Annotated in this window: 23 protein-coding genes; 2 read left to right on the top strand and 21 right to left on the bottom strand. The window is 45.0% G+C overall.

The window, feature by feature from the left end; translation table 11 throughout:
- Nucleotides 1-15: 15 nt before the first annotated feature.
- The 14 genes from ispG to trmJ all read right to left on the bottom strand — a co-directional run bounded on the left by ispG (nucleotide 16) and on the right by trmJ (nucleotide 12,726).
- Nucleotides 16-1,137: a flavodoxin-dependent (E)-4-hydroxy-3-methylbut-2-enyl-diphosphate synthase gene (gene ispG, locus FIV04_RS02905; RefSeq protein WP_032551317.1), complete on the bottom strand. Its 1,122-nt coding sequence runs from the start codon at nucleotides 1,135-1,137 to the stop codon at nucleotides 16-18.
- 7 nt (nucleotides 1,138-1,144) lie between these two features.
- Nucleotides 1,145-2,089: a cytoskeleton protein RodZ gene (rodZ, locus tag FIV04_RS02900; protein WP_152468207.1), complete on the bottom strand. Its 945-nt coding sequence runs from the start codon at nucleotides 2,087-2,089 to the stop codon at nucleotides 1,145-1,147.
- A gap of 443 nt (nucleotides 2,090-2,532) precedes the next feature.
- A complete protein-coding gene (locus FIV04_RS02895; RefSeq protein WP_032551314.1) occupies nucleotides 2,533-3,651 on the bottom strand; it encodes a bifunctional tRNA (adenosine(37)-C2)-methyltransferase TrmG/ribosomal RNA large subunit methyltransferase RlmN in 1,119 nt (372 codons plus the stop codon).
- A 452-nt stretch (nucleotides 3,652-4,103) separates the two neighbouring features.
- Entirely contained in the window at nucleotides 4,104-4,538 is a 435-nt protein-coding gene (gene ndk, locus FIV04_RS02890) for a nucleoside-diphosphate kinase (RefSeq protein ID WP_152468206.1), read from the bottom strand.
- A gap of 104 nt (nucleotides 4,539-4,642) precedes the next feature.
- Complete coding sequence (gene pepB, locus FIV04_RS02885; protein WP_152468205.1) at nucleotides 4,643-5,938, bottom strand: aminopeptidase PepB; 1,296 nt, start codon at nucleotides 5,936-5,938, stop codon at nucleotides 4,643-4,645.
- A gap of 206 nt (nucleotides 5,939-6,144) precedes the next feature.
- Entirely contained in the window at nucleotides 6,145-6,345 is a 201-nt protein-coding gene (gene iscX, locus FIV04_RS02880) for a Fe-S cluster assembly protein IscX (RefSeq protein WP_032551310.1), read from the bottom strand.
- A 94-nt stretch (nucleotides 6,346-6,439) separates the two neighbouring features.
- A complete protein-coding gene (gene fdx / locus FIV04_RS02875) occupies nucleotides 6,440-6,778 on the bottom strand; it encodes an ISC system 2Fe-2S type ferredoxin (RefSeq protein ID WP_032551309.1) in 339 nt (112 codons plus the stop codon).
- Between the two features lie 20 nt (nucleotides 6,779-6,798).
- Complete coding sequence (gene hscA / locus FIV04_RS02870) at nucleotides 6,799-8,649, bottom strand: Fe-S protein assembly chaperone HscA (RefSeq protein WP_152468204.1); 1,851 nt, start codon at nucleotides 8,647-8,649, stop codon at nucleotides 6,799-6,801.
- A gap of 22 nt (nucleotides 8,650-8,671) precedes the next feature.
- A complete protein-coding gene (hscB, locus tag FIV04_RS02865) occupies nucleotides 8,672-9,187 on the bottom strand; it encodes a co-chaperone HscB (RefSeq protein ID WP_032551306.1) in 516 nt (171 codons plus the stop codon).
- Between the two features lie 96 nt (nucleotides 9,188-9,283).
- Nucleotides 9,284-9,607, bottom strand: a complete 324-nt coding sequence (iscA, locus tag FIV04_RS02860) for an iron-sulfur cluster assembly protein IscA (RefSeq protein ID WP_032551305.1) — start codon at nucleotides 9,605-9,607, stop codon at nucleotides 9,284-9,286.
- A gap of 98 nt (nucleotides 9,608-9,705) precedes the next feature.
- Nucleotides 9,706-10,083, bottom strand: coding sequence for a Fe-S cluster assembly scaffold IscU (gene iscU, locus FIV04_RS02855; RefSeq protein WP_004740340.1), 378 nt, complete (start codon nucleotides 10,081-10,083; stop codon nucleotides 9,706-9,708).
- A 33-nt stretch (nucleotides 10,084-10,116) separates the two neighbouring features.
- On the bottom strand, nucleotides 10,117-11,331 hold the full coding sequence (locus FIV04_RS02850; protein WP_032551302.1) for an IscS subfamily cysteine desulfurase: 1,215 nt from the start codon (nucleotides 11,329-11,331) through the stop codon (nucleotides 10,117-10,119).
- A 27-nt stretch (nucleotides 11,332-11,358) separates the two neighbouring features.
- A complete protein-coding gene (iscR, locus tag FIV04_RS02845; RefSeq protein ID WP_084181864.1) occupies nucleotides 11,359-11,880 on the bottom strand; it encodes a Fe-S cluster assembly transcriptional regulator IscR in 522 nt (173 codons plus the stop codon).
- A gap of 117 nt (nucleotides 11,881-11,997) precedes the next feature.
- Complete coding sequence (gene trmJ / locus FIV04_RS02840) at nucleotides 11,998-12,726, bottom strand: tRNA (cytosine(32)/uridine(32)-2'-O)-methyltransferase TrmJ (RefSeq protein ID WP_032551299.1); 729 nt, start codon at nucleotides 12,724-12,726, stop codon at nucleotides 11,998-12,000.
- A 181-nt stretch (nucleotides 12,727-12,907) separates the two neighbouring features.
- Here trmJ and suhB point away from each other — a divergent pair, with 181 nt between their 5' ends.
- A complete protein-coding gene (gene suhB / locus FIV04_RS02835; RefSeq protein WP_032551298.1) occupies nucleotides 12,908-13,711 on the top strand; it encodes an inositol-1-monophosphatase in 804 nt (267 codons plus the stop codon).
- A 148-nt stretch (nucleotides 13,712-13,859) separates the two neighbouring features.
- Here suhB and FIV04_RS02830 read toward each other — a convergent pair whose 3' ends face one another.
- The 7 genes from FIV04_RS02830 to queA form a co-directional block, all read right to left on the bottom strand.
- A complete protein-coding gene (locus FIV04_RS02830; protein ID WP_152468203.1) occupies nucleotides 13,860-14,387 on the bottom strand; it encodes a hypothetical protein in 528 nt (175 codons plus the stop codon).
- A 116-nt stretch (nucleotides 14,388-14,503) separates the two neighbouring features.
- The gene (locus tag FIV04_RS02825) at nucleotides 14,504-15,388 is read right to left on the bottom strand and encodes a LysR family transcriptional regulator (RefSeq protein ID WP_152468202.1); all 885 of its coding nucleotides are present in this window, start codon (nucleotides 15,386-15,388) and stop codon (nucleotides 14,504-14,506) included.
- A 96-nt stretch (nucleotides 15,389-15,484) separates the two neighbouring features.
- Entirely contained in the window at nucleotides 15,485-16,432 is a 948-nt protein-coding gene (gene secF, locus FIV04_RS02820) for a protein translocase subunit SecF (RefSeq protein WP_032551294.1), read from the bottom strand.
- Nucleotides 16,433-16,446: 14 nt separating this feature from the next.
- Entirely contained in the window at nucleotides 16,447-18,303 is a 1,857-nt protein-coding gene (gene secD / locus FIV04_RS02815) for a protein translocase subunit SecD (RefSeq protein WP_152468201.1), read from the bottom strand.
- Between the two features lie 20 nt (nucleotides 18,304-18,323).
- Nucleotides 18,324-18,653: a preprotein translocase subunit YajC gene (gene yajC / locus FIV04_RS02810; protein ID WP_032551291.1), complete on the bottom strand. Its 330-nt coding sequence runs from the start codon at nucleotides 18,651-18,653 to the stop codon at nucleotides 18,324-18,326.
- A 108-nt stretch (nucleotides 18,654-18,761) separates the two neighbouring features.
- Nucleotides 18,762-19,898 (bottom strand): tRNA guanosine(34) transglycosylase Tgt, encoded by a 1,137-nt coding sequence (gene tgt / locus FIV04_RS02805; protein ID WP_032551290.1) that lies wholly within the window; start codon nucleotides 19,896-19,898, stop codon nucleotides 18,762-18,764.
- 179 nt (nucleotides 19,899-20,077) lie between these two features.
- A complete protein-coding gene (queA, locus tag FIV04_RS02800) occupies nucleotides 20,078-21,130 on the bottom strand; it encodes a tRNA preQ1(34) S-adenosylmethionine ribosyltransferase-isomerase QueA (protein WP_152468200.1) in 1,053 nt (350 codons plus the stop codon).
- Between the two features lie 278 nt (nucleotides 21,131-21,408).
- On the opposite strand from queA, the gene FIV04_RS02795 reads away from it, so the two are divergent.
- Nucleotides 21,409-21,852 (top strand): CBS domain-containing protein, encoded by a 444-nt coding sequence (locus FIV04_RS02795; protein WP_150871089.1) that lies wholly within the window; start codon nucleotides 21,409-21,411, stop codon nucleotides 21,850-21,852.
- Nucleotides 21,853-22,623: the final 771 nt, after the last annotated feature.

Below are 22,623 nucleotides of genomic sequence, written 5' to 3'. Positions count from 1 at the left end.
CCTCATCGTGTTGTATTAATCTTCTAGGTTCTTTAGGTCAATGCGATTGGATTTATCCATCACAGACGCTTTTGCTCTGATCTTTGCTTCTAGCTGATCGACAAGGTCATTGTTGTCGAAACGCTCTTTTTGACGCTTACCGTCTTCGTAGAACGCACTCTTACGAGCACTACCCGCAAGGCCTAAATGCGATACTTCTGCTTCACCAGGGCCGTTCACCACACAACCGATGATCGATACATCCATTGGTGTAATCACGTCTTCTAAGCGCTCTTCTAATGCATTAACCGTATTAATAACATCAAATTCTTGGCGAGAGCAGCTTGGACAAGCGATAAAGTTGATACCGCGCGAGCGAATACGCAAAGACTTAAGAATATCAAAGCCAACTTTGATCTCTTCAACAGGATCTGCAGCTAGAGAGATACGCAGCGTATCACCGATACCTTCTGATAGAAGCATACCTAAGCCAACAGATGACTTCACCGCACCCGCACGAGCACCACCAGCTTCAGTGATACCTAAGTGTAGAGGTTGATCGATCTTCTGTGCTAATAAACGGTATGAACCTACCGCTAGAAATACGTCTGATGCTTTAACACTGACCTTAAACTGATCAAAGTTAAGACGATCAAGAATGTCCACATGGCGCATTGCAGATTCAACGAGCGCTTCTGCTGTTGGCTCTGTGTACTTCTCTTGAATGTCTTTTTCTAGAGAACCACCGTTAACACCAATACGAATCGGGATATTTTTATCGCGAGCACAGTCAACCACAGAGCGAATACGGCTCTCATTACCGATATTACCTGGGTTGATACGTAAACAGTCAACGCCGTACTCTGCTACTTTGAGAGCGATACGGTAGTCGAAGTGAATGTCTGCGACCAAAGGTACAGATACTTGCTGTTTGATCTGCTTGAACGCTTCTGCTGCATCCATCGTTGGAACAGAGACACGTACAATGTCAGCGCCAACATTTTCTAGCGATTTAATTTGAGCAACAGTCGCCGCAACGTCTGTTGTTCGAGTATTAGTCATGGATTGCACAGCAATTGGTGCACCATCACCGATCGGCACGTCGCCCACATAAATACGGGTCGACTTGCGACGAATAATAGGAGATTCGTGTTGCATATTAACTCTAAGGTAAGGTTATTCTAGCTACTTTGCCTGAAGTATACCCAGAAAGGTCGACAGGTTCACTCGCAAATGTCATTGAGACGGCTTCTGGAGCGCCAATAACCACTTTATACGGAGTTTCACCTGATAAATTGAGTGATTGACCTGCTTTTTTAATGCCCGTCGACAGCGTTCTGCCAGTCGCGTCTTTCACTTGAATCCAGCAATCAGAGCTAAATTGCATTACCAACTCATTAGATACAGGCTCTGGTATTACGACTTCTGGTTCAGCAACTTCTGTCTCTACAGTAGCCACTACAGGTTCCGCAGGTACTTCCACCTCGGGAGCAACGTCAGCTGCAATCGTTTCTGTTGCAACACTGGCTTCTGCCATTACTTCGCTGTCCACTACTTGAGGCGCTTCAACTACTGGTGTTTCAGCTTCAATCAGATCTAGAGAGGTAGTGAGTTGGTCGTCACTGAGATCATCGACTACGACTTCTTCTGCAGTTTCTTCAGCTACAAATGATTGAGAAAGCGTGTCTTGTTGCTGGTTTTGCCACCACCAAAGTGAAGAGATACCAGCAATAACCGCGAAGATGCTCCAAGTTAGCAGCATAATACGACTGTTGTGCTTCTCCGTTTTGGTTTTGCGCGAGAAGCTCATCATCTCTTGTTCTTGATGCTGAACATCACCAGCGTGATCTAAAGCTTCTAGAACCACTTTCTCATCTAAATTGACGTATTTGGCATACGAACGCACGTAACCACGCATAAAGGTGGCGACTTGGTCTGAATCAAATTGGTTGTCTTCAATCTGCTGAATCAAGCTAACGCGCAGCTTTAAGCGAGAAGAGACTTGCTGTTGGGTTAAACCTAACGACTCACGTCGATTTTTAAGGATCGTACCAGCTTCCAATACAGGAGCTGCCGCTTCTGAAGTTTGTGTATCTTGTTCTGTGTTCATAAAGTTGAACTTCTAAATATTATCGTCGGTTGTCGAGAGCCATTTTTTATTGTCGTTTACGCTCAATCTTACAACCCACTCTTTGTGGAATTTGTCCTGCAACTCGCACCAAAAACCTTTTGAAATCGAAAACCACGCACTGCTATGCAAAAGGGTTTTCTCAGGCAGCTATCTGTTCAATGCCAACCTAATAAATAGACATATTGATGGTTCGAGTAGCAAGTAAGCACTTAAACTGAGTTTAAGCTGATTTAATCATAAGCTAATGCCATGACAAGGCAAAAACACTTTCGACAAAATTTACCGTTAGCTCATGGTTTTGTACAAAATTTAACGAAAAATGTAAAAAAGCGTGGCGTAATGAACAGGAAAACGGTGATAAACGGTCAAAAACAAACAAGCCAGAAGTAAACTTCTGGCTTGTTATTAATACGAAGAGCGGATTAAAGCGCTTTTACTGGAATAGTTTCCGCAGCGGCTTTTTGCTTAGTTCGTTTGGTACGGTCGATAACATCACCTACCAACTGACCACATGCAGCATCGATATCGTCACCACGGGTCTTACGTACTGTCACTGTGTAGTCGTATTCCATCAGTGTTTTCTGGAAACGGTCAATACGAGAGTTGCTTGGTTTCTTGTAAGGTGAACCTGGGTATGGGTTGAATGGAATCAGATTGATCTTACATGGCGTATCTTTCATTAGCTCAGCAAGTTCACGAGCGTGGTCCATATCGTCATTCACATGATCAAGCAGCACGTACTCAACAGTAACTTTACCGCGGTTTGCGTTTGAAGATGCAATGTAACGACGAACCGATGCTAGGAAGTCCTCGATATCCCAACGGTCATTGATTGGCATGATTTCGCTACGTAGCTTGTCATTTGGCGCATGTAGTGAGATTGCTAGTGCAACATCAATGTTACCCGTCATTTGGTCAAGGCCAGATACAACACCAGAAGTCGATACCGTTACACGGCGCTTAGACAGAGCAAAACCAAGATCATCTAACATGATTTCTAATGATGGCATTAGGTTCTTCATGTTAAGTAGAGGTTCACCCATGCCCATCATTACTACGTTCGTAATTGGGCGGCGACCTGTCTCTTTCTCAAGACCGATCTCACGAGATGCACGCCAGATTTGGCCAACAATCTCAGATACTTTTAGGTTACGGTTGAAGCCTTGTTGTGCAGTAGAGCAGAACTTACATTCAAGGGCACAACCCACTTGTGATGATACACACAGCGTCGCACGGTCACCATCCGGGATGTATACCGTTTCAACGTCTTGATCGCCAACACGCATTGCCCATTTGATTGTACCGTCAGAAGAGTGTTGAGCTTCAGAAACAACAGGTGCAACAATCTCACAGCGACGTTGAAGTTTCTCACGCAGCTTTTTGTTGATGTTGTTCATGTTTTCGAAGTCATCGACACCGAAGTGGTACATCCACTTCATTACTTGATCTGCTCGAAAAGCTTTCTCATTCAATTCTTCTGTGAAAAATTTACGAAGACCTTTACGATCAAAATCGAGTAGATTGACTTTAGCTGTGGTCATGGTGCCTCTCAATGACGGAACAATAATTAAGGGCGCGAATTGTACAGCCTTTACGCATCTTCAACAAGGGTTGTAAAACCCTGTGTTTACTAAGACATTCAAAGTTAAGTGATTAAAATTTACACAGCCACCTTTCATTACTTGCAATTCTTGAAATAAGAGCGAGATTCCCGACCACGCTCCTTCGTCGCTATCAGGAATGACGGGCAACTAACCCATTCCTTTCTCGTCATTCGAGAATCGAGGGACGAGATATCTGGAATCTCCAGCAGCAAATAGAGATTCCCGACTACACTCCTTCGTCGCTATCGGGAATGACGCTGCAACTAACCCATTCTCTTCTCGTCATTCCAGAATCGAGGAACGAGATATCTGGAATCTCCAACTACGTAAAACCCACTTACAAAAAAGGCCTCACCGTAGTGAAGCCTTGAGAATCGTTAACCCATTGCTTATTCAGCAGGACGTGGGCAAATTTCAGATTCAGGGAAGAAGAACTCAATCTCGCGCGCTGCCGACTCTGGGCTGTCGCTGCCGTGTACTGAGTTGTAACGCATGCTGATTGCGTAGTCTGCACGGATAGTACCGCACGCCGCTTCTTCTGGGTTTGTTTTACCCATTAGTTCGCGGTAACGACAAATTGCATCTTCGCCTTCTAGTACCTGAACCATGATAGGACCAGACGTCATAAACTCTTTAAGAGCTGGGAAGAATTCTTTGCCTTCGTGTTCCGCGTAAAAACCGCTCGCTTGCTCTTCTGTTAAATGCACCATTTTAGCTGCAATGATTTGTAGGCCCGCTTTTTCAATGCGGTGGTAGATTTCGCCGATCAAGTTACGTTTAACAGCATCTGGCTTAACAATTGAGAACGTTCTTTCTAGAGCCATAGGGGTTCCTTCACTTCATTTTTGTTGTTATTTAAAACGACACCTGCCCTCATTGATTGAGTTTAGGTAACAATCAGGCAGCCGATAGCTGCCTGATTTTATAATTATTTTGCTTGCTCGATAAGTAGACGAGCCAGAGTGCGAACACCCATGCCTGTCGCGCCTGCTGCCCACTTATCACTTGGTGATTTACGGTATGTACCCGCGCAGTCCATGTGTAGCCAGCCTTTCTTGTAGTCATCAACAAAGTAAGACAAGAATGCCGCTGCAGTACTTGCACCCGGAGTGTAATCACCAGTGCTGATGTTAGATAGATCAGCAAAGTTTGATGGCAGCATGCCGCGGTGGAAGTCAGCCAATGGAAGTGGCCATAGACCTTCTTTCTCTTGATTTGCTGCAGTTAGCGCTTGGTGAGCAAGCTCATCATCAAAGCTCATTAAAGCGTGGTAATCGTTGCCTAGAGCATTCTTCGCCGCACCAGTCAGCGTTGCACAGTCGATGATAAGCTCTGGATTTTGCTCACTTGCGTACATCAGACCATCAGCGAGTACCAAACGACCTTCCGCGTCAGTATTCATGATCTCTACAGTGGTGCCATTTTTGTAGGTAATGATATCGCCAAGCTTAAGAGCACGACCCGAGATCATGTTCTCTGCACAACATAGGATAAGCTTGATACGCTTATTCAAGCCACGCTCGATTGCTAGACCTAGGCCACCGGTAATTGTAGCTGCACCACCCATGTCTGCTTTCATTGCCGTCATGAATTGGCCTGGTTTGATGCTGTAACCGCCCGAATCGAAAGTAATACCCTTACCAACTAGACACGCAAATACTGGCGCGTTTTCATCACCCGTTGGGTTGAAGTCTAGTTGTAGCATTGCTGACGTGCGCTCAGAACCGCGACCGACAGCGTAGATGCCTTCCCAACCGTCAGTAAGTAAGTCTTTGTCTTTAACGATCTTCGCTTTTACAGTGCCTTCTGGCGCAATAGATTTGATGTATTCAGCAGCCATCGTTGCCAGCTGACGCGGTGCAACTTCTTCTGCCGTTTTGTTGATGATGTCACGAGTCCAGTCTGTCGCGCGAATACGAGCTTCTAGCTCAGCTTGGTCCGCTTCTGGTAGCTCGCCCCACTCTAGCGTGGTTTGCTTTTTAGGACCGCGATAACCTTGGTGGAAAGCCCAAACGCTCTCCAGATCCCAACCTTCGCCTTGCAGTGAAATGAACGAAATACCTTGTCCGTCAAGTTTACGACCAGCACGTTGAACTGCGCCTAGATCGTGGCCTCCTGCTAGGTGAACTGTCGCACCTGCTTCTGAAAACGAAAGGATAGCCTTGTCTCCCCACTGAGGCTGGGCAGGCTCTTGACTTAAAAATACTGACATCTGTGTAGACATGATTTCTCCTTGTCTTTGAACCACGTTACCTTAGTGATTCAGATTATTTTTTATTAGCGAACTGATGTTAGCATTATGTAGGAGTAAAATGTCATTTTGATAAAAAAACGGACCATAAGGTCCGCTTTTTTTAGTAAGAATTGTTAACTTGGCTGTGTTTTCAGAGAGCTTATCTCTATCACCAAGTTAAAAATGAGCGTGGGACGTTAGTCCATCTCATCCATCCAGCATAGAATGATGGCCTCAAGGATCTTCTCATTCGAGTGATTTGGTTCATCATCGAAATCTTCAAGATCTAATATCCATTGGTGCAGATCGGTAAAACGTACCGTTTTTGGATCCGTATCAGGGTATAAGTCGCATAGTTCAATCGCGATATCTCGCGAATCAATCCACTTTAAGCTCATATCATTTCCTTATTAGTTAAAGGCACTCATGCACCTCTAATACACTATTATTCTAAGCCAGTTTTACTAAAAACTTCGCCATTTGGCTTGAGTTTTAGTGATCTTCAGAAGCTAGGTTTAGCGTGTATTTTGGAATCTCAACAACGAGATCTTCGTCCGCAACTTTTGCCTGACAACCTAGACGAGATTCCATCTCTAGACCCCATGCTTTATCTAGCATGTCATCTTCAAGATCGTCACTCTCTTCTAGTGAATCGAAACCTTCACGAATCACAACGTGACACGTTGTACATGCACACGACTTTTCACATGCATGCTCAATACCAATGCCTGCCTTTAGTGCAACATCAAGTACCGTCTCGCCAGTTTCTGCTTCTAGCACTGCGCCTTCTGGACATAGATCTTCGTGAGGTAAAACAATAATCTTTGGCATGTTTATCTATTCTCTAACTATTAAATATTATCGACTGACTGACCTGACAGTGCAGCACGAATTGATTTATCCATACGACGAGAAGCAAAGTCTTGGCTCGCTTTGTCTGTATTCTTAATCTCTAGCTCAATGGCATCAACGTCATCACCGTTACGCTTTTCGATCAAAGACTCAATCGCTTGTAGTAGCTGTTGTTTCTCTTGTTCGTTAAGCAGGTCGTCGCCATCAGCCTGCATTGCTGCAATTAGACCTTCAATCACACGATCCGCTTCTACACGCTGCTCAGCTAGTGCACGAGCTTGCATGTCTTCTTTTGCGTATGTCATTGAGTCTTTGAGCATGTTAGCCACTTCATCATCGCTTAGACCGTATGATGGCTTAACTTGGATTTCCGCTTGAACGCCCGTGCTCTTTTCCATTGCTGTCACAGACAAAAGACCGTCTGCATCCACTTGGTAAGTTACGCGAATATGCGCTGCACCCGCAGCCATAGGCGGAATACCTTTAAGAGCAAAACGAGCTAATGAACGACAGTCATCAACCATCTCACGTTCACCTTGAACAGTATGAACCGTCATTGCCGTTTGACCATCTTTAAAGGTCGTAAACTCTTGCGCACGAGCAACAGGAATAGTGGTGTTACGAGGGATGATCTTTTCTACTAGACCACCCATGGTTTCGATGCCCAGTGAAAGCGGGATTACGTCCAATAGCAGCATTTCAGCATCTGGCTTGTTGCCCGCTAGGATATCCGCTTGAATTGAAGCACCAATCGCAACCACTTCATCAGGGTTAATGCTCGTCAGCGGTGTGCGACCAAAGAAGTCACCGACCATTTCACGAACAAACAAAGTACGAGTTGAACCACCTACCATAACAACTTCAAGCACTTCATCCGCGTCTACATCAGCATCTTTCAATGCACGACGACAAGACATCAGAGTTTTCTTAACCAGTGGCTTGATAATGTCGTTAAACTCATCACGAGTCAGGGTTCCATTCCAGCCAAGAACTTCGACGTCAACTTGCTCTTCTACAGAAAGGCGGATTTTTGCATCCGTCGCAGCATCTAGCAGAACACGACTTTGTTCAGCAGTCAGCTCAATCAAACCGGCTTGCTGTTGGAAGTGCTCAGCGACTAAATGGTCAAAATCGTCGCCACCCAGCGCAGAGTCACCACCTGTTGCTAATACTTCAAATACGCCTTTTGATAGACGCAGGATAGAGATATCAAACGTACCACCACCTAAATCGTATACCGCAATCACGCCTTCTTGACCTGAATCTAGGCCATAAGCAATCGCAGCAGCCGTCGGCTCATTCAAAAGGCGAAGAACATGAAGACCTGCCAGTTGCGCCGCATCTTTTGTACCAGCACGCTGCGCATCATCGAAGTATGCTGGAACAGTAATTACCGCACCTGCAAGTTCACCGCCTAGCGTAGACTCGGCACGTTGACCCAAAGTACGCAAGATATCAGCCGATACTTGAATTGGGTTCTTAGTGCCTTGTTCAGTACGAATAACTGGTAAGCCATTATCGCTCTCTTCAAATTGATAAGGCAGTGATGGGTAACGCTGCTGAATATCAGCCAATGAACGACCAATAAGACGTTTCACTGAAATGATGGTGTTCTGTGGATCAGTCTGTGCACAATCACGAGCCTCTTGGCCAGTAGTGTGAGAATCAGCTTGATAGTGAACCACAGAAGGCAAAATTGAGCGGCCTTGAGCATCCGCTAAAGTCGTCGCTTCACCACTGCGAACCGAGGCAACAAGAGAGTTGGTGGTACCTAGGTCGATACCCACAGCCAGCTTATGCTCATGCGGTGCTGAGCTTTGTCCTGGTTCTGCAATTTGAAGTAATGCCATGAGGATTCCTTTTATCTAGTCGCTAGTCGAGCAGGTGATCTTCGACTTGTTCTATTTCTTTCTTGAGTTTTGCGATGAATTTCAGTTTACGAACACTGTCGGCGGCTTCTTCCCATGCGGCTTGATCCAGCTGTTGCTCGATCTGCGCAAGGTGTTGTTTGTACATTTTGCCGACTTTAGTATCGAAGTCGAACAACTCGTCAGCACCATCTGGGCTTGCTGCGATATGCTCTAATTCTTCACGCAGTTCCATCTGCTCCATAAGGAACATGGGATCTTGCATGGTTTGCTGTTCACCACGAATATCAACGCCATTCTGCACTAATAGGTGCTCTGCGCGACTAATTGGGTTCTTAAGTACCTGATAAGCGTCATTGATTTGAGAAGCTTTTTGCACCGCTAGCAAGCGATCACGCTCGGAGGCAGTAGCAAAGTTGTCTGGGTGAAATTGACGCTGCAGATCTCTAAACTGAGAAGCAAGAAGGCTACCATCCAGTTGAAACTGAAGTGGTAGCCCAAATAATTCGAAATGATTCATGTAAAGGTGGTCCTAATTTTAGGCCCTGATGCAGAGCCTAATTGTACGTTGCTTACAATCGATGCGCTTACAATAGATGCTTAGCCATTGAAGCACTTATACATTAAAGCTCTCACCACAACCACACTCGCCTTTCGCATTTGGGTTGTTGAATTCAAAACCTTCGTTTAGGCCTTCTTTTACATAATCAAGCTCAGTGCCATCTAGGTAAACCAAGCTCTTAGGATCAATGATGACCTTAACACCTGAGTGCTCAAATACTTGATCTTCTTCATTAAGTTCGTCAACGAACTCAAGTACATATGCCATACCTGAACAGCCAGTGGTTTTTACGCCCAAACGTAACCCGATACCTTTACCTCGGTTATCTAGGAATGCTTGAACTCGGCTTGCCGCCGTCTCTGTCATGGTGATGGCCATACTACAACCTTGTTTTAATAATTTGAGAACTCAGTGGGAGTGCAAAACGCACTCCCTAATATTACTATTTTTTTGCAACGATTCGCTACGGGGTACGATTAACGTTTCTTTTTGTAATCCGCAACGGCTGCTTTAATTGCATCTTCAGCAAGAATCGAACAGTGAACTTTCACTGGTGGAAGCTCTAGCTCTTCTGCAATTTCAGAGTTTTTGATTGCTGCTGCTTCATCGATGCTCTTGCCTTTAACCCACTCAGTAACTAGTGAGCTAGATGCGATTGCACTACCGCAACCGTATGTCTTGAATTTTGCATCTTCGATAATACCTTCTGGTGTTACCTTGATTTGCAGTTTCATTACATCACCACATGCTGGTGCGCCAACCATGCCGCTACCTACACTTGGATCTTCTTTATCAAACGAACCTACGTTACGTGGGTTTTCGTAGTGATCAATTACTTTTTCGCTATATGCCATGATAGTTACCTCGTATCCTCTATATCCGTGAGATTAGTGATGTGCCCACTCAACAGTGTCCAAATCAATCCCTTCTTTATACATATCCCATAGAGGAGACATGTCGCGTAATTTGTTTACTGCTACACGAATCTGTGCGATTGCGTAGTCAACTTCTTCTTCCGTTGTGAAACGGCCGAATGAGAAACGTACTGAGCTGTGTGCCAGTTCATCGTTCAGACCAAGAGCACGTAGAACGTAAGATGGCTCTAGGCTTGCAGATGTACATGCAGAACCAGATGATACAGCTAGGTCTTTTAGAGACATAAGCAGAGACTCACCTTCAACGAAAGCAAAGCTCACGTTTAGGTTGTGCGGAACACGCTGGTCTAGGTCACCGTTTACCGTTACTGCTTCAAGGTCTTGAACACCTTTCAGTAGACGCTCACGTAACGCTAGTGCGTGGTCGTAATCTTTCTGCATATCTTGTTTAGCGATAGCACACGCTTCACCCATACCAACGATTTGGTGTGTCGCTAGTGTACCAGAGCGGAAACCACGCTCGTGACCACCACCGTGCATTTGAGCTTCAAGACGAATACGAGGCTTACGACGAACGTAAAGTGCACCGATACCTTTAGGGCCGTACATTTTGTGAGCTGAAAGTGAGATTAGGTCAACTTTAGTCTCTTGTACGTCTAGTGGAATTTTACCCGCAGACTGAGCCGCATCAACGTGGAAGATGATCTTGCGTGAACGACATAGTTCGCCGATTGCATTGATATCTTGGATAACGCCGATTTCGTTGTTTACGTGCATGATAGAAACAAGCACTGTATCTTCACGCATTGCAGCTTGTAGCTTGTCTAGATCGATGATGCCGTTTGATTCTGGCTCTAGGTAAGTTACCTCGTAGCCTTCACGCTCAAGTTGGCGACATGGATCAAGAACCGCTTTGTGTTCTGTTTTGCACGTGATTACGTGCTTACCTTTCTTCTCGTAAAAGTGCGCAGCACCTTTAATAGCAAGGTTGTCAGATTCTGTTGCACCAGACGTGAATACGATTTCACGTGGATCTGCATTCAGGAGATCGGCAATTTGCTCACGAGCATTATCTACTGACTCTTCTGCTTGCCAGCCGTAACGGTGTGAACGAGATGCTGGGTTACCGAAGTTACCGTCCATCGTCATACACTGAACCATTTTTTCAGCAACACGAGAATCAACTGGGCAAGTAGCTGAATAGTCAAAGTAAATAGGCAGTTTCATTTTCTACTCCAATGTAAAAACTGACCGCTAAGAGCGGGCATTAACACCGTGAGGTGCTGCACTAATCGTTGTAGTGCTCGTATTTTTATGTGCAAAACCATTATTAACCGCAAGATCGATGTCTTGACGATCAGAAATTTCTAAAACTTCGTTGTCTTTCATTAGCTCACCGAGCGTAATGTCGTTTAAGAAGCTGCTGATGCGGGAGCTTAGATCACGCCACAATGTGTGCGTAAGGCAACGTGTGCCACCTTGGCAATCACCACGACCATGACACTTAGTAGCGTCAACCGATTCATCAACGGCGGCAATCACTGTTCCGACAGCAATGTCACCGGCTTCTGCGCCCAAGCGGTAACCACCACCAGGACCGCGCACACTTGCCACTAGGCCAGCTTTGCGCAACTTAGAAAAAAGTTGTTCTAAGTAAGATAACGAAATACCTTGACGTTCAGAGATGTCAGCCAAAGGTACAGGGCTTTTTTGCGAATGCAGTGCTACATCTAGCATAGCTGTGACCGCATATCTTCCTTTAGATGTAAGTTTCATATCACACCGTATCCACATTGTTTATGTGGTTGGAATCTTCCCATACCCGACTAAATTGGTCAAGTATTTAGTTGACTATTTTAGTCGGGTATTCACCCTTACGGAATTTGTGGGTACTTATTCGCCCTTTTGAGACTTCTCAACCGAGGTCAAAATACCACGAAGGGTATTAATTTCTTGGATTTCAGGGCGTGCACGGCTAAACAGACGACGAAGTTTATTCATCACCTGACCTGGTTTGTCCTTAGAGATGAATTGGGTATCAGTTATCACTTTTTCAAGGTGCTCGTAGAACATTTCGAGCTCTTCGTGACGTGGGTACTCATCTTCAGCTTGTGGAGGGTACTGGCTCGCCTCTTGATTTAGGTGCGCAACACGAACTTCATAGCTCAATGTCTGTACCGCCATCGCTAGGTTTAATGAGCTGTACTCTGGGTTCGCTGGAATACAAACGTGGTAGTGACACTTTTGTAGCTCTTCATTTGTTAAACCGGTACGTTCACGGCCAAAGATCAGCGCTACTGGGTGTTTTTGTCCTTCGATAGCGAACTTCTCACCACACTCACGTGGTTCTAGCATCGGCCACTCTAGCGTGCGAGAACGAGCACTTGAACCTACAACTAGGCCACAATCTTTTACTGCTTCTTCTAACGTCGATACGATGACCGCGTTCTCTGCGATGTCACCAGCACCTGCTGCCAAAGCCATTGTTTGCTCATCTACTTCACACTGAGGATCCACCAATACTAATTGGCTTAAACCCATAACTTTCATCGCACGAGCGGCAGAGCCGATATTACCCGAGTGAGAAGTACCAACGAGAACGACTTTTACATTGTCTAACATGCTATATGACACCACTTTAAAAATAATCGCGAGATATTAACACATCACAAAGTAAAATGGTCAGACCCTAACAGGAATGTGATTTCAAGAGTTCAAAAAATAACCACTTCCCTTTTGCAAAAACTTTGGTATACTCGCCGCCGCTTTAAATCGTTCTTTAACATCTTGTGGGAATTTCCATATGCATCCAATGCTAAACATTGCTATTCGCGCTGCGCGTAAAGCAGGCAATCACATTGCTAAATCTCTAGAAACAACTGATAAGATCGAAACATCTTTGAAAGGCAACAACGACTACGTTGTAAATATTGCTAAAGAAGCTGAATACATGATTATTGAAACAATCAAAGCTTCTTACCCAGAGCACAGCATTGTTTCTGAAGAGAACGGTCTTACTGAAGGTAAAGACTCTGATGTTCAATGGATCGTTGACCCACTAGATGGCACGAACAACTTCGTTAAAGGCTTCCCACACTTCGCAGTATCTATCGCTGTTCGCATGAACGGCCGTACTGAAGTTGCGTGTGTTTACGACCCAATGCTAAACGAGCTATTCACAGCTCAACGTGGTGCTGGTGCTCAGCTAAATAACGCTCGTATGCGTGTAACTCAGCTGAAAGACCTACAAGGTTCTATCCTAGCTGCAGGCTTCCCATTCAAAGCTAAGCAACACTCTGAATCTTTCATGAAGATCATCTCTGGTCTATTCGTTGATTGTTCTGACTTCCGTCGTACTGGTTCTCCAGCACTAGACCTATGTTACCTAGCAGCTGGCCGTGTTGACGGCTACCTAGAGCTAGACCTAAAACCATGGGATATGGCTGCAGGTGATCTAATCGCACGTGAAGCAGGCGCAATCCTGACTGATTTCGCTGGCGGTACTGACTACATGAAGTCTGGTAACGTTGTTGCTTCAAGCGCACGCGGTGTTAAAGCAATTCTTAAGCACGTTCGTGAGAACGCAAACGAAGGTATGCTGAAGTAATTCAGACCTTTGATAAGCTCTAACTTCGATAACGACAGTTAAGAGACAGAATTTTAAAGCCTCGCTAATGCGAGGCTTTTTTGTAGATTCTATCCAAAATAATAAAGTATTCGTTCAAATACTCCCAGATCTCCTTATCTGGATTCAGCTAATAGCTCACTCTGCTCAGCAGGTTTGGAGCATCTAATTGCCATTTGCAATGGCTCATTTCAAACGAACCCGGGTACAGACCTGTTATTCGAATAAAACCATCTCGAGTTGTAAAGCTGATACACAACACAGGTTTGCTCTGATTAAGACTTGGGTATATGTAACTCAATTGCTCGCTATCGAGGCGTACGTAGTTGGCGTAGTCTCTGTTCGAACTCGATCCAAGATAAGGTACCAGTTCGATATCATGATATTTGCGCTCTAGGTAAGCGTAGTTATTCCCCCCTCTAGCAGCGGTATCGGCTACAGACAGGTTATACATGTGTCCACTTCCACTGCCGTATCCAGCCACAACACCGCAACTGTTAGAACAATTAGAGTCTATTGCATCATAATAAGACAGAGCATACGTAATATGTTGTTCATCACCTTTAGGTTGGTAACCATATTCACTGGTTGATTCACCGTCACAACCCACTAACAACATTGTTGCTAGTACACCTATCGCCGTCGCTCGAAAGCTCATCTTTATCACCTTAAACATTCATTTGAAATCGATTAATGATTAACCTGAATGTTAAAGCGTCTCTGTTTACCCCTGCTAAAAACGCAGTTTAGCTGAAGTTAAAGCGTAAATAGTTGTTATATGATGGCTTTGATTTGATTCAAGACCCAGTGAAGAACGACATCGGATTTAGGCACTTTTCGATAACTGAGATAAACAGGAATTGAGAGTTGCTCAGTAAATGGTAGTGAATGAATAGAGAGATTCAGCTCATTTCGCAACATCTCTGCATGGCGCTTAGTTACGACGCACACCAATTCACTCTTAGAAACCATATATAGCGAAGTGAGCAATGAGTCCGAGGTATAGACGATATTACGGTTCTCTACATTGCCGGAATATAACGAATCTAAAATGAAAGGCTGCTCTCTTTGAGTGTTCCAAGCAATAAAATCCAATTCCAGAAAACGGGACTCATCGAGCATTGCGTCTCTTTTCGGATGATTTTCAGAACACACGGCGACGAGTTCATCTTCAAACAATAAGGTATTTTCGAATCCACTGAGCTCAACAGGTTGGGTGGATATCATGAAATCGGCTTTGCGTAGGCGCAGTTCATCTAACCACTCATCTTGAGCGACAAAGTTGGCACGGTTGGTCAATGAGAGATCAAAGTTAGAATGAGATATCGCGTTTAATAACTGAGGGTAAAAGAGAATATCGCCATCTTTGTGGCCAAAGTAGGTAATCACTCGCTTAGATTTTCTTGGGTTGCGCAGCGCTGTTGACTCAGCAGCTATCGCATCGACATGAGGTTTCACCGCTTGATAGAGGCTCTCACCTTTACTGGTCGGAACAAGGGTATTGCCAGAACGAACGAATAGAACCTCATTATAGAACTCATTCAGTTTAGAGATATTTTGGCTCACCGCTGATGGCGTAATTCCAAGCTGCTTAGCCGCATTGGAGACGCCTCGCTCTTCATAAACTGCAATAAAATACTTCAATGAATTCAGATCCATAAACCGCCTCCCGTATCTTCTCTTCCACTGTATATAAAAAAACCGCTAGTTGCCTAGCGGTTTTTTTGGGTTTGTAAATGTCATTCAGCATAGCGCCTATGGCATTTCGTCAAACTCTTCGCCTTCTTTTTCCACTTGAGGTGGCATTAGGTGTTCACGAGTGATACCCAACTTCATTGCTAGTGCCGAAGCAACATAGATAGAAGAGTAAGTACCTACTGTTATACCCAGTAGAAGTGCTGTAGCGAAACCGTGAATCATCGCGCCGCCCTGTACAAATAGAGCGATAACTACGAACAAGGTTGTACCAGAAGTGATCAATGTACGGCTCAGTGTTTGAGTGATTGAGCTGTTCAAGACTTCAGGCGCTTCGCCTTTACGCATCTTACGGAAGTTTTCACGGATACGGTCGAATACAACAATGGTATCGTTGAGTGAGTAACCGACAACCGTTAGCAAGGCCGCTACGATAGTTAAGTCCACTTCGATTTGCATCAAAGAGAAAACACCCAGCGTGATGATAACGTCGTGCGCCAATGCGAGTACCGCACCTGCAGCCAGGCGCCACTCAAATCGTACCGATACATAGATCAAGATACAGATAAGAGAAACAAGGATAGCTAGGCCACCCGCTTCTGTTAGCTCATCACCTACGTTTGGACCAACGAACTCGATACGGCGCATTTCAACTTGCTCACCTGTACCTTGTTCGATAGCTGATAGGATCTGATTGCCTAGCGTTTCGCCCGCCACACCTTCACGTGGACGTAGACGAACCATAACATCACGAGCAGAACCGAAGTTCTGAACGGTCGCATCACCAAAGCCTTTTGCCTCTAGTGCCGAACGGATGTTTTCAAGGTTCGCTGGTTGCTCAAAACCGACTTCAATCAGGGTACCGCCAGTAAAGTCTAGACCCCAGTTCAACGACTTGGTTGATAGAGTAAAGATTGCTGTACCAATCATTAAGATAGAAAGAACAAAAGCTACCTTTGACCAACGCATAAAGTCGATCAATTTGTCTGCTTTTAGAATCTGAAACATATTAATTCCTAGCCTTAGATCGACAGTTTGTTTACACGCTTACCGCCATACATCAGGTTCACGATACAACGTGTACCTACGATAGCTGTAAACATAGAGGTCAGAATACCGATAGACAACGTTACCGCGAAGCCTTTAATCGCACCCGTACCAACAGCAAACAGAATAATTGCTGTTAGAAGCGTAGTGATGTTGGCATCGGCAATGGTGCTGAATGCGTTCGCATAACCTTGGTGAATCGCTTGTTGTGGGCTACGACCTTCACGTAGCTCTTCTCGAATACGTTCGAAAATAAGTACGTTCGCATCGACCGCCATACCAACCGTCAGTACGATACCGGCGATACCCGGTAGCGTCATCGTCGCACCAGGGATCATCGACATCACACCGATAATTAACACCAAGTTCGCCATTAGCGCTACGTTAGCAATCAAGCCGAAGCGACGGTAGTAAATAAGCGTAAATAGCATTACTGCAACCATACCCCAGATCATCGCCATGATACCCATGTCAATGTTCTGCTGACCCATAGATGGACCAATGGTACGTTCTTCAACAATCGAGATAGGTGCAATCAGAGCACCGGCACGTAGAAGAAGTGCAAGGTTGTGTGCTTCAGCAGCAGAGTCGATACCCGTAATACGGAAGTTACGGCCTAGCGCAGATTGAATCGTTGCTTGGTTAATCACTTCTTCATGCTTAGTCAGAATCACTTTGCCTTCAGGCGTCTTACGACCGCTGTCTTTGTACTCTGCAAATACGGTTGCCATTAGCTTACCGATATTTTGACGAGAGAACGCAGACATCTTGCTACCACCTTCGCTGTCTAGCGAGATGTTAACTTGAGGACGACCATATTCATCAACACTTGAGCTTGCGTCTGTAATGCTCGAACCGCCTAGGATAACGCGCTTCTTAAGAACAACAGGGCGACCATCACGGTCTTGCTTGATTTCGCTACCTGCTGGTGCACGACCTGCCGCTGCTGCAGCCAGATCCGCAGAGCTATCAACTTCACGGAATTCAAGCGTTGCAGTCGCGCCAAGAATCTCTTTTGCACGAGCTGTGTCTTGAACACCTGGTAGCTCAACTACGATACGGCTTGCGCCTTGACGTTGAACTAGCGGCTCAGCAACACCCAATTCGTTAACACGGTTACGAAGGATGGTGATGTTCTGCTCTACAGCGTAGTTACGGATCTCTTGAAGACGCGTTTCGGTAAAGTTAGCAATCAGAGAGAAACGACCATTCGACTCAGAATCAACGAAAGTCATATCTGGGTGCAGAGACTCTAGCAACGTTTTCGCAGCTGCAAGTTGCTCCTCGTTACGTAGCAATACTTCAACCGCATCTTTGCCAGATGGACGGATTGCACGGTAACGGATTTTCTCTTCACGAAGTTCGCTACGGAAAGCTTCTTCTTGTTGGCCCACCAGCTTTTCCATTGCAGCGTCCATATCCACTTCCATCAAGAAGTGAACACCACCACGTAGATCAAGGCCAAGCTTCATTGGTGCCGCACCAATTGATTCAAGCCAGTCTGGAGTTGAAGCCGCTAAGTTTAAGGCAACGATAACATCTTCATTCAAAGCTTCAGTGATCACATCACGCGCACTGATTTGAGTATCGGTATCGTTAAAGCGTACAAGAATAGAACCGTTTTCTAGAGCAACGGATTTAGTAGGAAGGCTCTCGGCTTCAAGAGCTTTGGTGACAGTATCCAGCGTAGACATATCTACAGAGGCGCCACGCGCCCCTGTAACTTGAACTGCCGGATCTTCACCGTATAGATTTGGAAGTGCGTACAACGCAGCGATAGCAATGGTAAACATCACCATCAGGTACTTCCATAACGGATAACGGTTTAGCACAGCGAGGATCCTCTAGCTGTTTATAGAGATTTCAGAGTACCTTTTGGTAGCACTGCTGTAACGAAGTCTTTCTTGATCACTACTTCGTTGTTTGGGTTTAGTTCGATTGCAACGTAGTCGTTGTCTTCAGCGATCTTAGTAATCTTACCGATTAGACCACCGCTTGTTAGAACTTCGTCGCCTTTACCCATAGAAGCCATTAGGTTTTTGTGCTCTTTAACACGCTTAGCTTGTGGACGGTAGATCATGAAGTAGAAGATCACCGCGAACATACCTAGCATGATTAGCATTTCAAAACCGCCGCCAGCTGGTGCACCTTCTGCTGCTGCATGTGCTTGAGAAATAAACATTAAAACATCCTCTATTTATATTTTCGTAATTGTTTGTCTTATTGGGTTGCATCCCTTTATTTTCAAGCCCCATCCCTATGAATAGAGACGGGGCTCGCAAAAGAAATACTAAGATTCTTTACCCAGTGGTGGAACTTCACGTCCCATTCTTGCGTAGAACTCTTCCACAAACTCTTCAAAACGGTCTTCATCAATCGCTTTACGGATATCAGACATAACACGTTGGTAGAAGCGCAGGTTGTGAATCGTGTTCAGACGCGCACCTAGGATTTCGTTACAACGGTCTAGATGATGTAGGTAAGACTTGCTGTAGTTCTTACAAGTGTAACAGTCACACTCTGAATCTAGTGGCGTTGTATCCGTTTTATGCTTCGCATTACGGATCTTGATCACACCTTCAGTCACAAATAGGTGGCCGTTACGTGCATTTCGCGTTGGCATTACACAGTCAAACATGTCGATACCGCGACGAACACCTTCAACTAGGTCTTCAGGTTTACCTACGCCCATTAGGTAGCGAGGCTTATCTTCAGGCAGTTGAGGACATGTGTGCTCAAGAATGCGGTGCATGTCTTCTTTTGGTTCGCCTACTGCTAGACCACCAACCGCGTAACCGTCAAAGCCAATTTCGGTTAGGCCTTTAACAGAGACATCACGTAGGTCTTCGTACACACCACCTTGAACGATACCGAATAGTGAGTTCGGGTTTTCAAGTTTGTCGAAGTGGTTACGTGAACGCTCAGCCCAACGTAGAGACATCTCCATTGAGTCTTTCGCTTCTTTGTGTGTCGCAGGGTAAGGCGTACACTCATCGAAGATCATCACGATGTCTGAACCTAGATCTTTTTGGATTTCCATAGACTTTTCTGCGTCCATGAAGATCTTGTCACCGTTTACAGGGTTACGGAAATGCACACCCTCTTCAGTGATTTTACGCATCGCACCTAAGCTGAATACTTGGAAGCCGCCTGAATCGGTAAGGATAGGACCTTGCCAGTTCATGAAATCGTGCAAGTCACCGTGCATTTTCATGATTTCTTGACCAGGACGTAGCCATAGGTGGAATGTGTTACCCAGTAGGATTTCAGCACCTGTGTCTTTTACTTCTTCAGGAGTCATACCTTTTACAGTACCGTAAGTACCTACAGGCATGAATGCTGGTGTTTCAACGGTACCGCGTTCAAACTGAAGTTGACCACGACGTGCACCAGCGTTTGTTTTCTTAAGTTCGTATTTTAATTTCACGAAGCCTCCAATATGCCAGAGAAACAATCTGACTGTTAATTCAGAGCTTAAGTTCGTCTTAAGACTCTATGAGGAGCGGTCGCGGATTCCTTGCGAGAAAGAGGCTGATGCTCAACCTCTCTCCTAGCCTACTGCTAGCACCCGTAAATTCTATTTATATCGCTTATTACTGGCTAAAATTAGCTTGTTTTTTTGTTGATGAACATCGCGTCACCATAGCTGAAGAAGCGGTACTCGCTCTTCACTGCATGATCGTAAGCACCCATCACATTATCGTAACCAGCAAAAGCACTCACCAGCATGATCAGCGTTGATTCTGGCAGGTGGAAGTTAGTGATCAGACAATCCACCAGCTGATACTCATAACCAGGGAAGATAAAGATCTCTGTATCACCAAAGAATGGTACAAGCTCAGTACCTTTCTTCAGAGCATCTTGCGCAGCACTCTCAAGAGAGCGAACTGATGTAGTACCAACAGCGATGATACGGCCACCACGAGCTTTTGTTGCCGCGATTGCATCAACCACTTCTTGTGGTACTTCAACATACTCAGCGTGCATGTGGTGATCGTTGATGTTGTCCACTTTTACTGGTTGGAATGTACCCGCACCAACGTGAAGGGTCACATAAGCAAACTCAACACCTTTAGCTTTCATGTCAGCCATTAGCTTGTCATCAAAGTGAAGACCTGCCGTTGGTGCAGCTACCGCACCCGGTTTCTCATTATAGACAGTCTGGTAACGCTCTTTATCAGCATCTTCATCTGGACGATCGATGTAAGGTGGCAGCGGCATATGACCAACGCTGTTCAAGATATCTAGAACGCTCTCTTCAGAAGTAAAACGAATCTCAAACAGTGCATCATGACGTGCGACCATCTCTGCTTCATATTCATCGTTCTCACCCAAGAACAACTGTGTGCCTGGCTTTGGTGATTTTGAACAACGAACGTGTGCAAGAATGCTTTTCTCATCCAACATGCGCTCTACAAGCACTTCTAGCTTACCGCCCGAAGCCTTGCGACCGAAAACACGTGCAGGGATAACTCGAGTGTTATTGAAGACCACTAAGTCACCTGGTTCAACCAAGTCTAGAACGTCTTTAAATGAGCCATCATTTAGGTTACCCGTATTGCCATCTAGCTTTAATAGGCGGCTTGCTGTGCGCTCCTCTTGTGGGTAGCGAGCAATGAGTTCATCGGGTAGGTCAAAGTGAAAATCTGAAACTTGCATTCTTCTAGTCTTGTTTAGTTGGATGAGGTCAATTTAGTAGACGACACAAAGCCGCGACTAAATTTTTCGCAGTGGGCTAGTATAGGCGCACGTGACGCAATAGCAAGGTTTTGAGTACCTGATTATTGTAAATAGGCGTAAAAAATCGACTCGAAATCGTACATGACTTTAACGACATTTGTTGCATAAAAGTCACCCAATAATGAGTTAGCTCTCAGATATTTTTGAGAGATAAATCTATAGTAGAAGCAGTAAAATAGAATAATAAGGAGGTCCGTATGATCAAGGTTGAAGACATGATGACTCGCAACCCTCATACCCTATTACGCTCACACTCACTCGCCGATGCTAAACACACCATGGAAGCTTTGGATATTCGGCACATTCCAGTTGTAGATGCGGACAGGAAACTGCTCGGTGTCGTTACCCAACGCGACGTCCTTGCCGCTCAAGAATCCAGCCTACAAAACATCCCTCAAGCTCAATCTTATACTCTCGCCACACCTCTCAATGAAATCATGCACAAGAACGTCATGTCGGTTGAACCGAGAGCGGGATTGAAAGAGTCGGCTATTTATATGCAAAAGCACAAAGTGGGCTGTCTACCCGTTGTAGAGCATGGTGAATTGGTTGGTATCATCACAGACAGTGACTTCGTGACCATTGCGATCAATCTACTGGAGCTACAAGAAGAGAGTGAACCTGAAGAGATTGAGGTGTAGTACACTCTCTTTAAAGCGGGCTTATTGTCTAAGTTGAATTCAACAAGCTTGATTCCGTTCATCTCGCTCGCTGAATTTTGATAGATGACAGACAAAAAAATGAGCGGCTGGATTGGGCCGCTCGAAGGTCAGGGTTTCATGCGTTCCTGTAAACAGTAAGGAATCTTGTTATTGCTCGATCTGGTTTTCATTCTTATATAGGTAGGCGGCCTTCCTACTTATTGCTTCATTTATCACTGCACTCCTTGATTTCACATCGTGCGCCTTTGCGCAGGTAAAAAGGTTTGGGCTTCATTTCGGGAAAATAACTTAAGGGCTAGGTGAAAGGGTACCTAATCCCTCAAGCTTGCCTGTGGCGTAAGGTATGTCTGCTTTGGTTTTTATGTAGCAAACATACTTCCCTGTTTCGACACTATCTCTATCAATCTAAATACGAGCTATAACGCTAAGAACGTTTGTAACTCAAAAACTACATTTTGCGTCGACAAGCTGATTAATATTATGGGGGATTGCTCGTCGATATATGTCTGCTCCATGCTGCTTTCGCTTATTACCATCTCCAAATTTGCAATCGATTACAAGTAAGCGACAGCTAGACATAAGTCTTAATCTTCATGCAGTTAATCTACCCCAAACCAAAGTAGAGCAAAAGGTCTAAAGTTAATAAAAAGTTAAATTCAAAGCTTTATATCGTTGTGATCTAAGTGGCTTTTTCACAGCTTACTCTTCGAGGATTTACGTAATTTTATTACGTTGAAAATTTGAGCAACG

The sequence above is a fragment of the Vibrio sp. THAF190c genome (genome assembly GCF_009363355.1).
Classification (GTDB): domain Bacteria; phylum Pseudomonadota; class Gammaproteobacteria; order Enterobacterales; family Vibrionaceae; genus Vibrio; species Vibrio fortis_A.
The sequence above is the reverse complement of the archived record's forward strand: the minus strand, read 5'-3'. Positions and strand labels throughout refer to the sequence as shown.

Coding starts and splice junctions, on each gene's coding strand:
- FIV04_RS02795 (WP_150871089.1), top strand. CDS start 21,409: ATGATCAAGGTTGAAGACATGATGACTCGCAACCCTCATACCCTATTA.
- hscA (WP_152468204.1), bottom strand. CDS start 8,649: ATGGCATTACTTCAAATTGCAGAACCAGGACAAAGCTCAGCACCGCAT.
- suhB (WP_032551298.1), top strand. CDS start 12,908: ATGCATCCAATGCTAAACATTGCTATTCGCGCTGCGCGTAAAGCAGGC.
- trmJ (WP_032551299.1), bottom strand. CDS start 12,726: ATGTTAGACAATGTAAAAGTCGTTCTCGTTGGTACTTCTCACTCGGGT.
- iscR (WP_084181864.1), bottom strand. CDS start 11,880: ATGAAACTTACATCTAAAGGAAGATATGCGGTCACAGCTATGCTAGAT.
- pepB (WP_152468205.1), bottom strand. CDS start 5,938: ATGTCTACACAGATGTCAGTATTTTTAAGTCAAGAGCCTGCCCAGCCT.
- yajC (WP_032551291.1), bottom strand. CDS start 18,653: ATGTTTATTTCTCAAGCACATGCAGCAGCAGAAGGTGCACCAGCTGGC.
- rodZ (WP_152468207.1), bottom strand. CDS start 2,089: ATGAACACAGAACAAGATACACAAACTTCAGAAGCGGCAGCTCCTGTA.
- fdx (WP_032551309.1), bottom strand. CDS start 6,778: ATGCCAAAGATTATTGTTTTACCTCACGAAGATCTATGTCCAGAAGGC.
- secF (WP_032551294.1), bottom strand. CDS start 16,432: ATGTTTCAGATTCTAAAAGCAGACAAATTGATCGACTTTATGCGTTGG.
- ispG (WP_032551317.1), bottom strand. CDS start 1,137: ATGCAACACGAATCTCCTATTATTCGTCGCAAGTCGACCCGTATTTAT.
- ndk (WP_152468206.1), bottom strand. CDS start 4,538: ATGGCTCTAGAAAGAACGTTCTCAATTGTTAAGCCAGATGCTGTTAAA.
- FIV04_RS02825 (WP_152468202.1), bottom strand. CDS start 15,388: ATGGATCTGAATTCATTGAAGTATTTTATTGCAGTTTATGAAGAGCGA.
- iscX (WP_032551310.1), bottom strand. CDS start 6,345: ATGAGCTTAAAGTGGATTGATTCGCGAGATATCGCGATTGAACTATGC.
- iscA (WP_032551305.1), bottom strand. CDS start 9,607: ATGGCCATCACCATGACAGAGACGGCGGCAAGCCGAGTTCAAGCATTC.
- FIV04_RS02850 (WP_032551302.1), bottom strand. CDS start 11,331: ATGAAACTGCCTATTTACTTTGACTATTCAGCTACTTGCCCAGTTGAT.
- iscU (WP_004740340.1), bottom strand. CDS start 10,083: ATGGCATATAGCGAAAAAGTAATTGATCACTACGAAAACCCACGTAAC.
- FIV04_RS02830 (WP_152468203.1), bottom strand. CDS start 14,387: ATGAGCTTTCGAGCGACGGCGATAGGTGTACTAGCAACAATGTTGTTA.
- hscB (WP_032551306.1), bottom strand. CDS start 9,187: ATGAATCATTTCGAATTATTTGGGCTACCACTTCAGTTTCAACTGGAT.
- FIV04_RS02895 (WP_032551314.1), bottom strand. CDS start 3,651: ATGACCACAGCTAAAGTCAATCTACTCGATTTTGATCGTAAAGGTCTT.
- queA (WP_152468200.1), bottom strand. CDS start 21,130: ATGCAAGTTTCAGATTTTCACTTTGACCTACCCGATGAACTCATTGCT.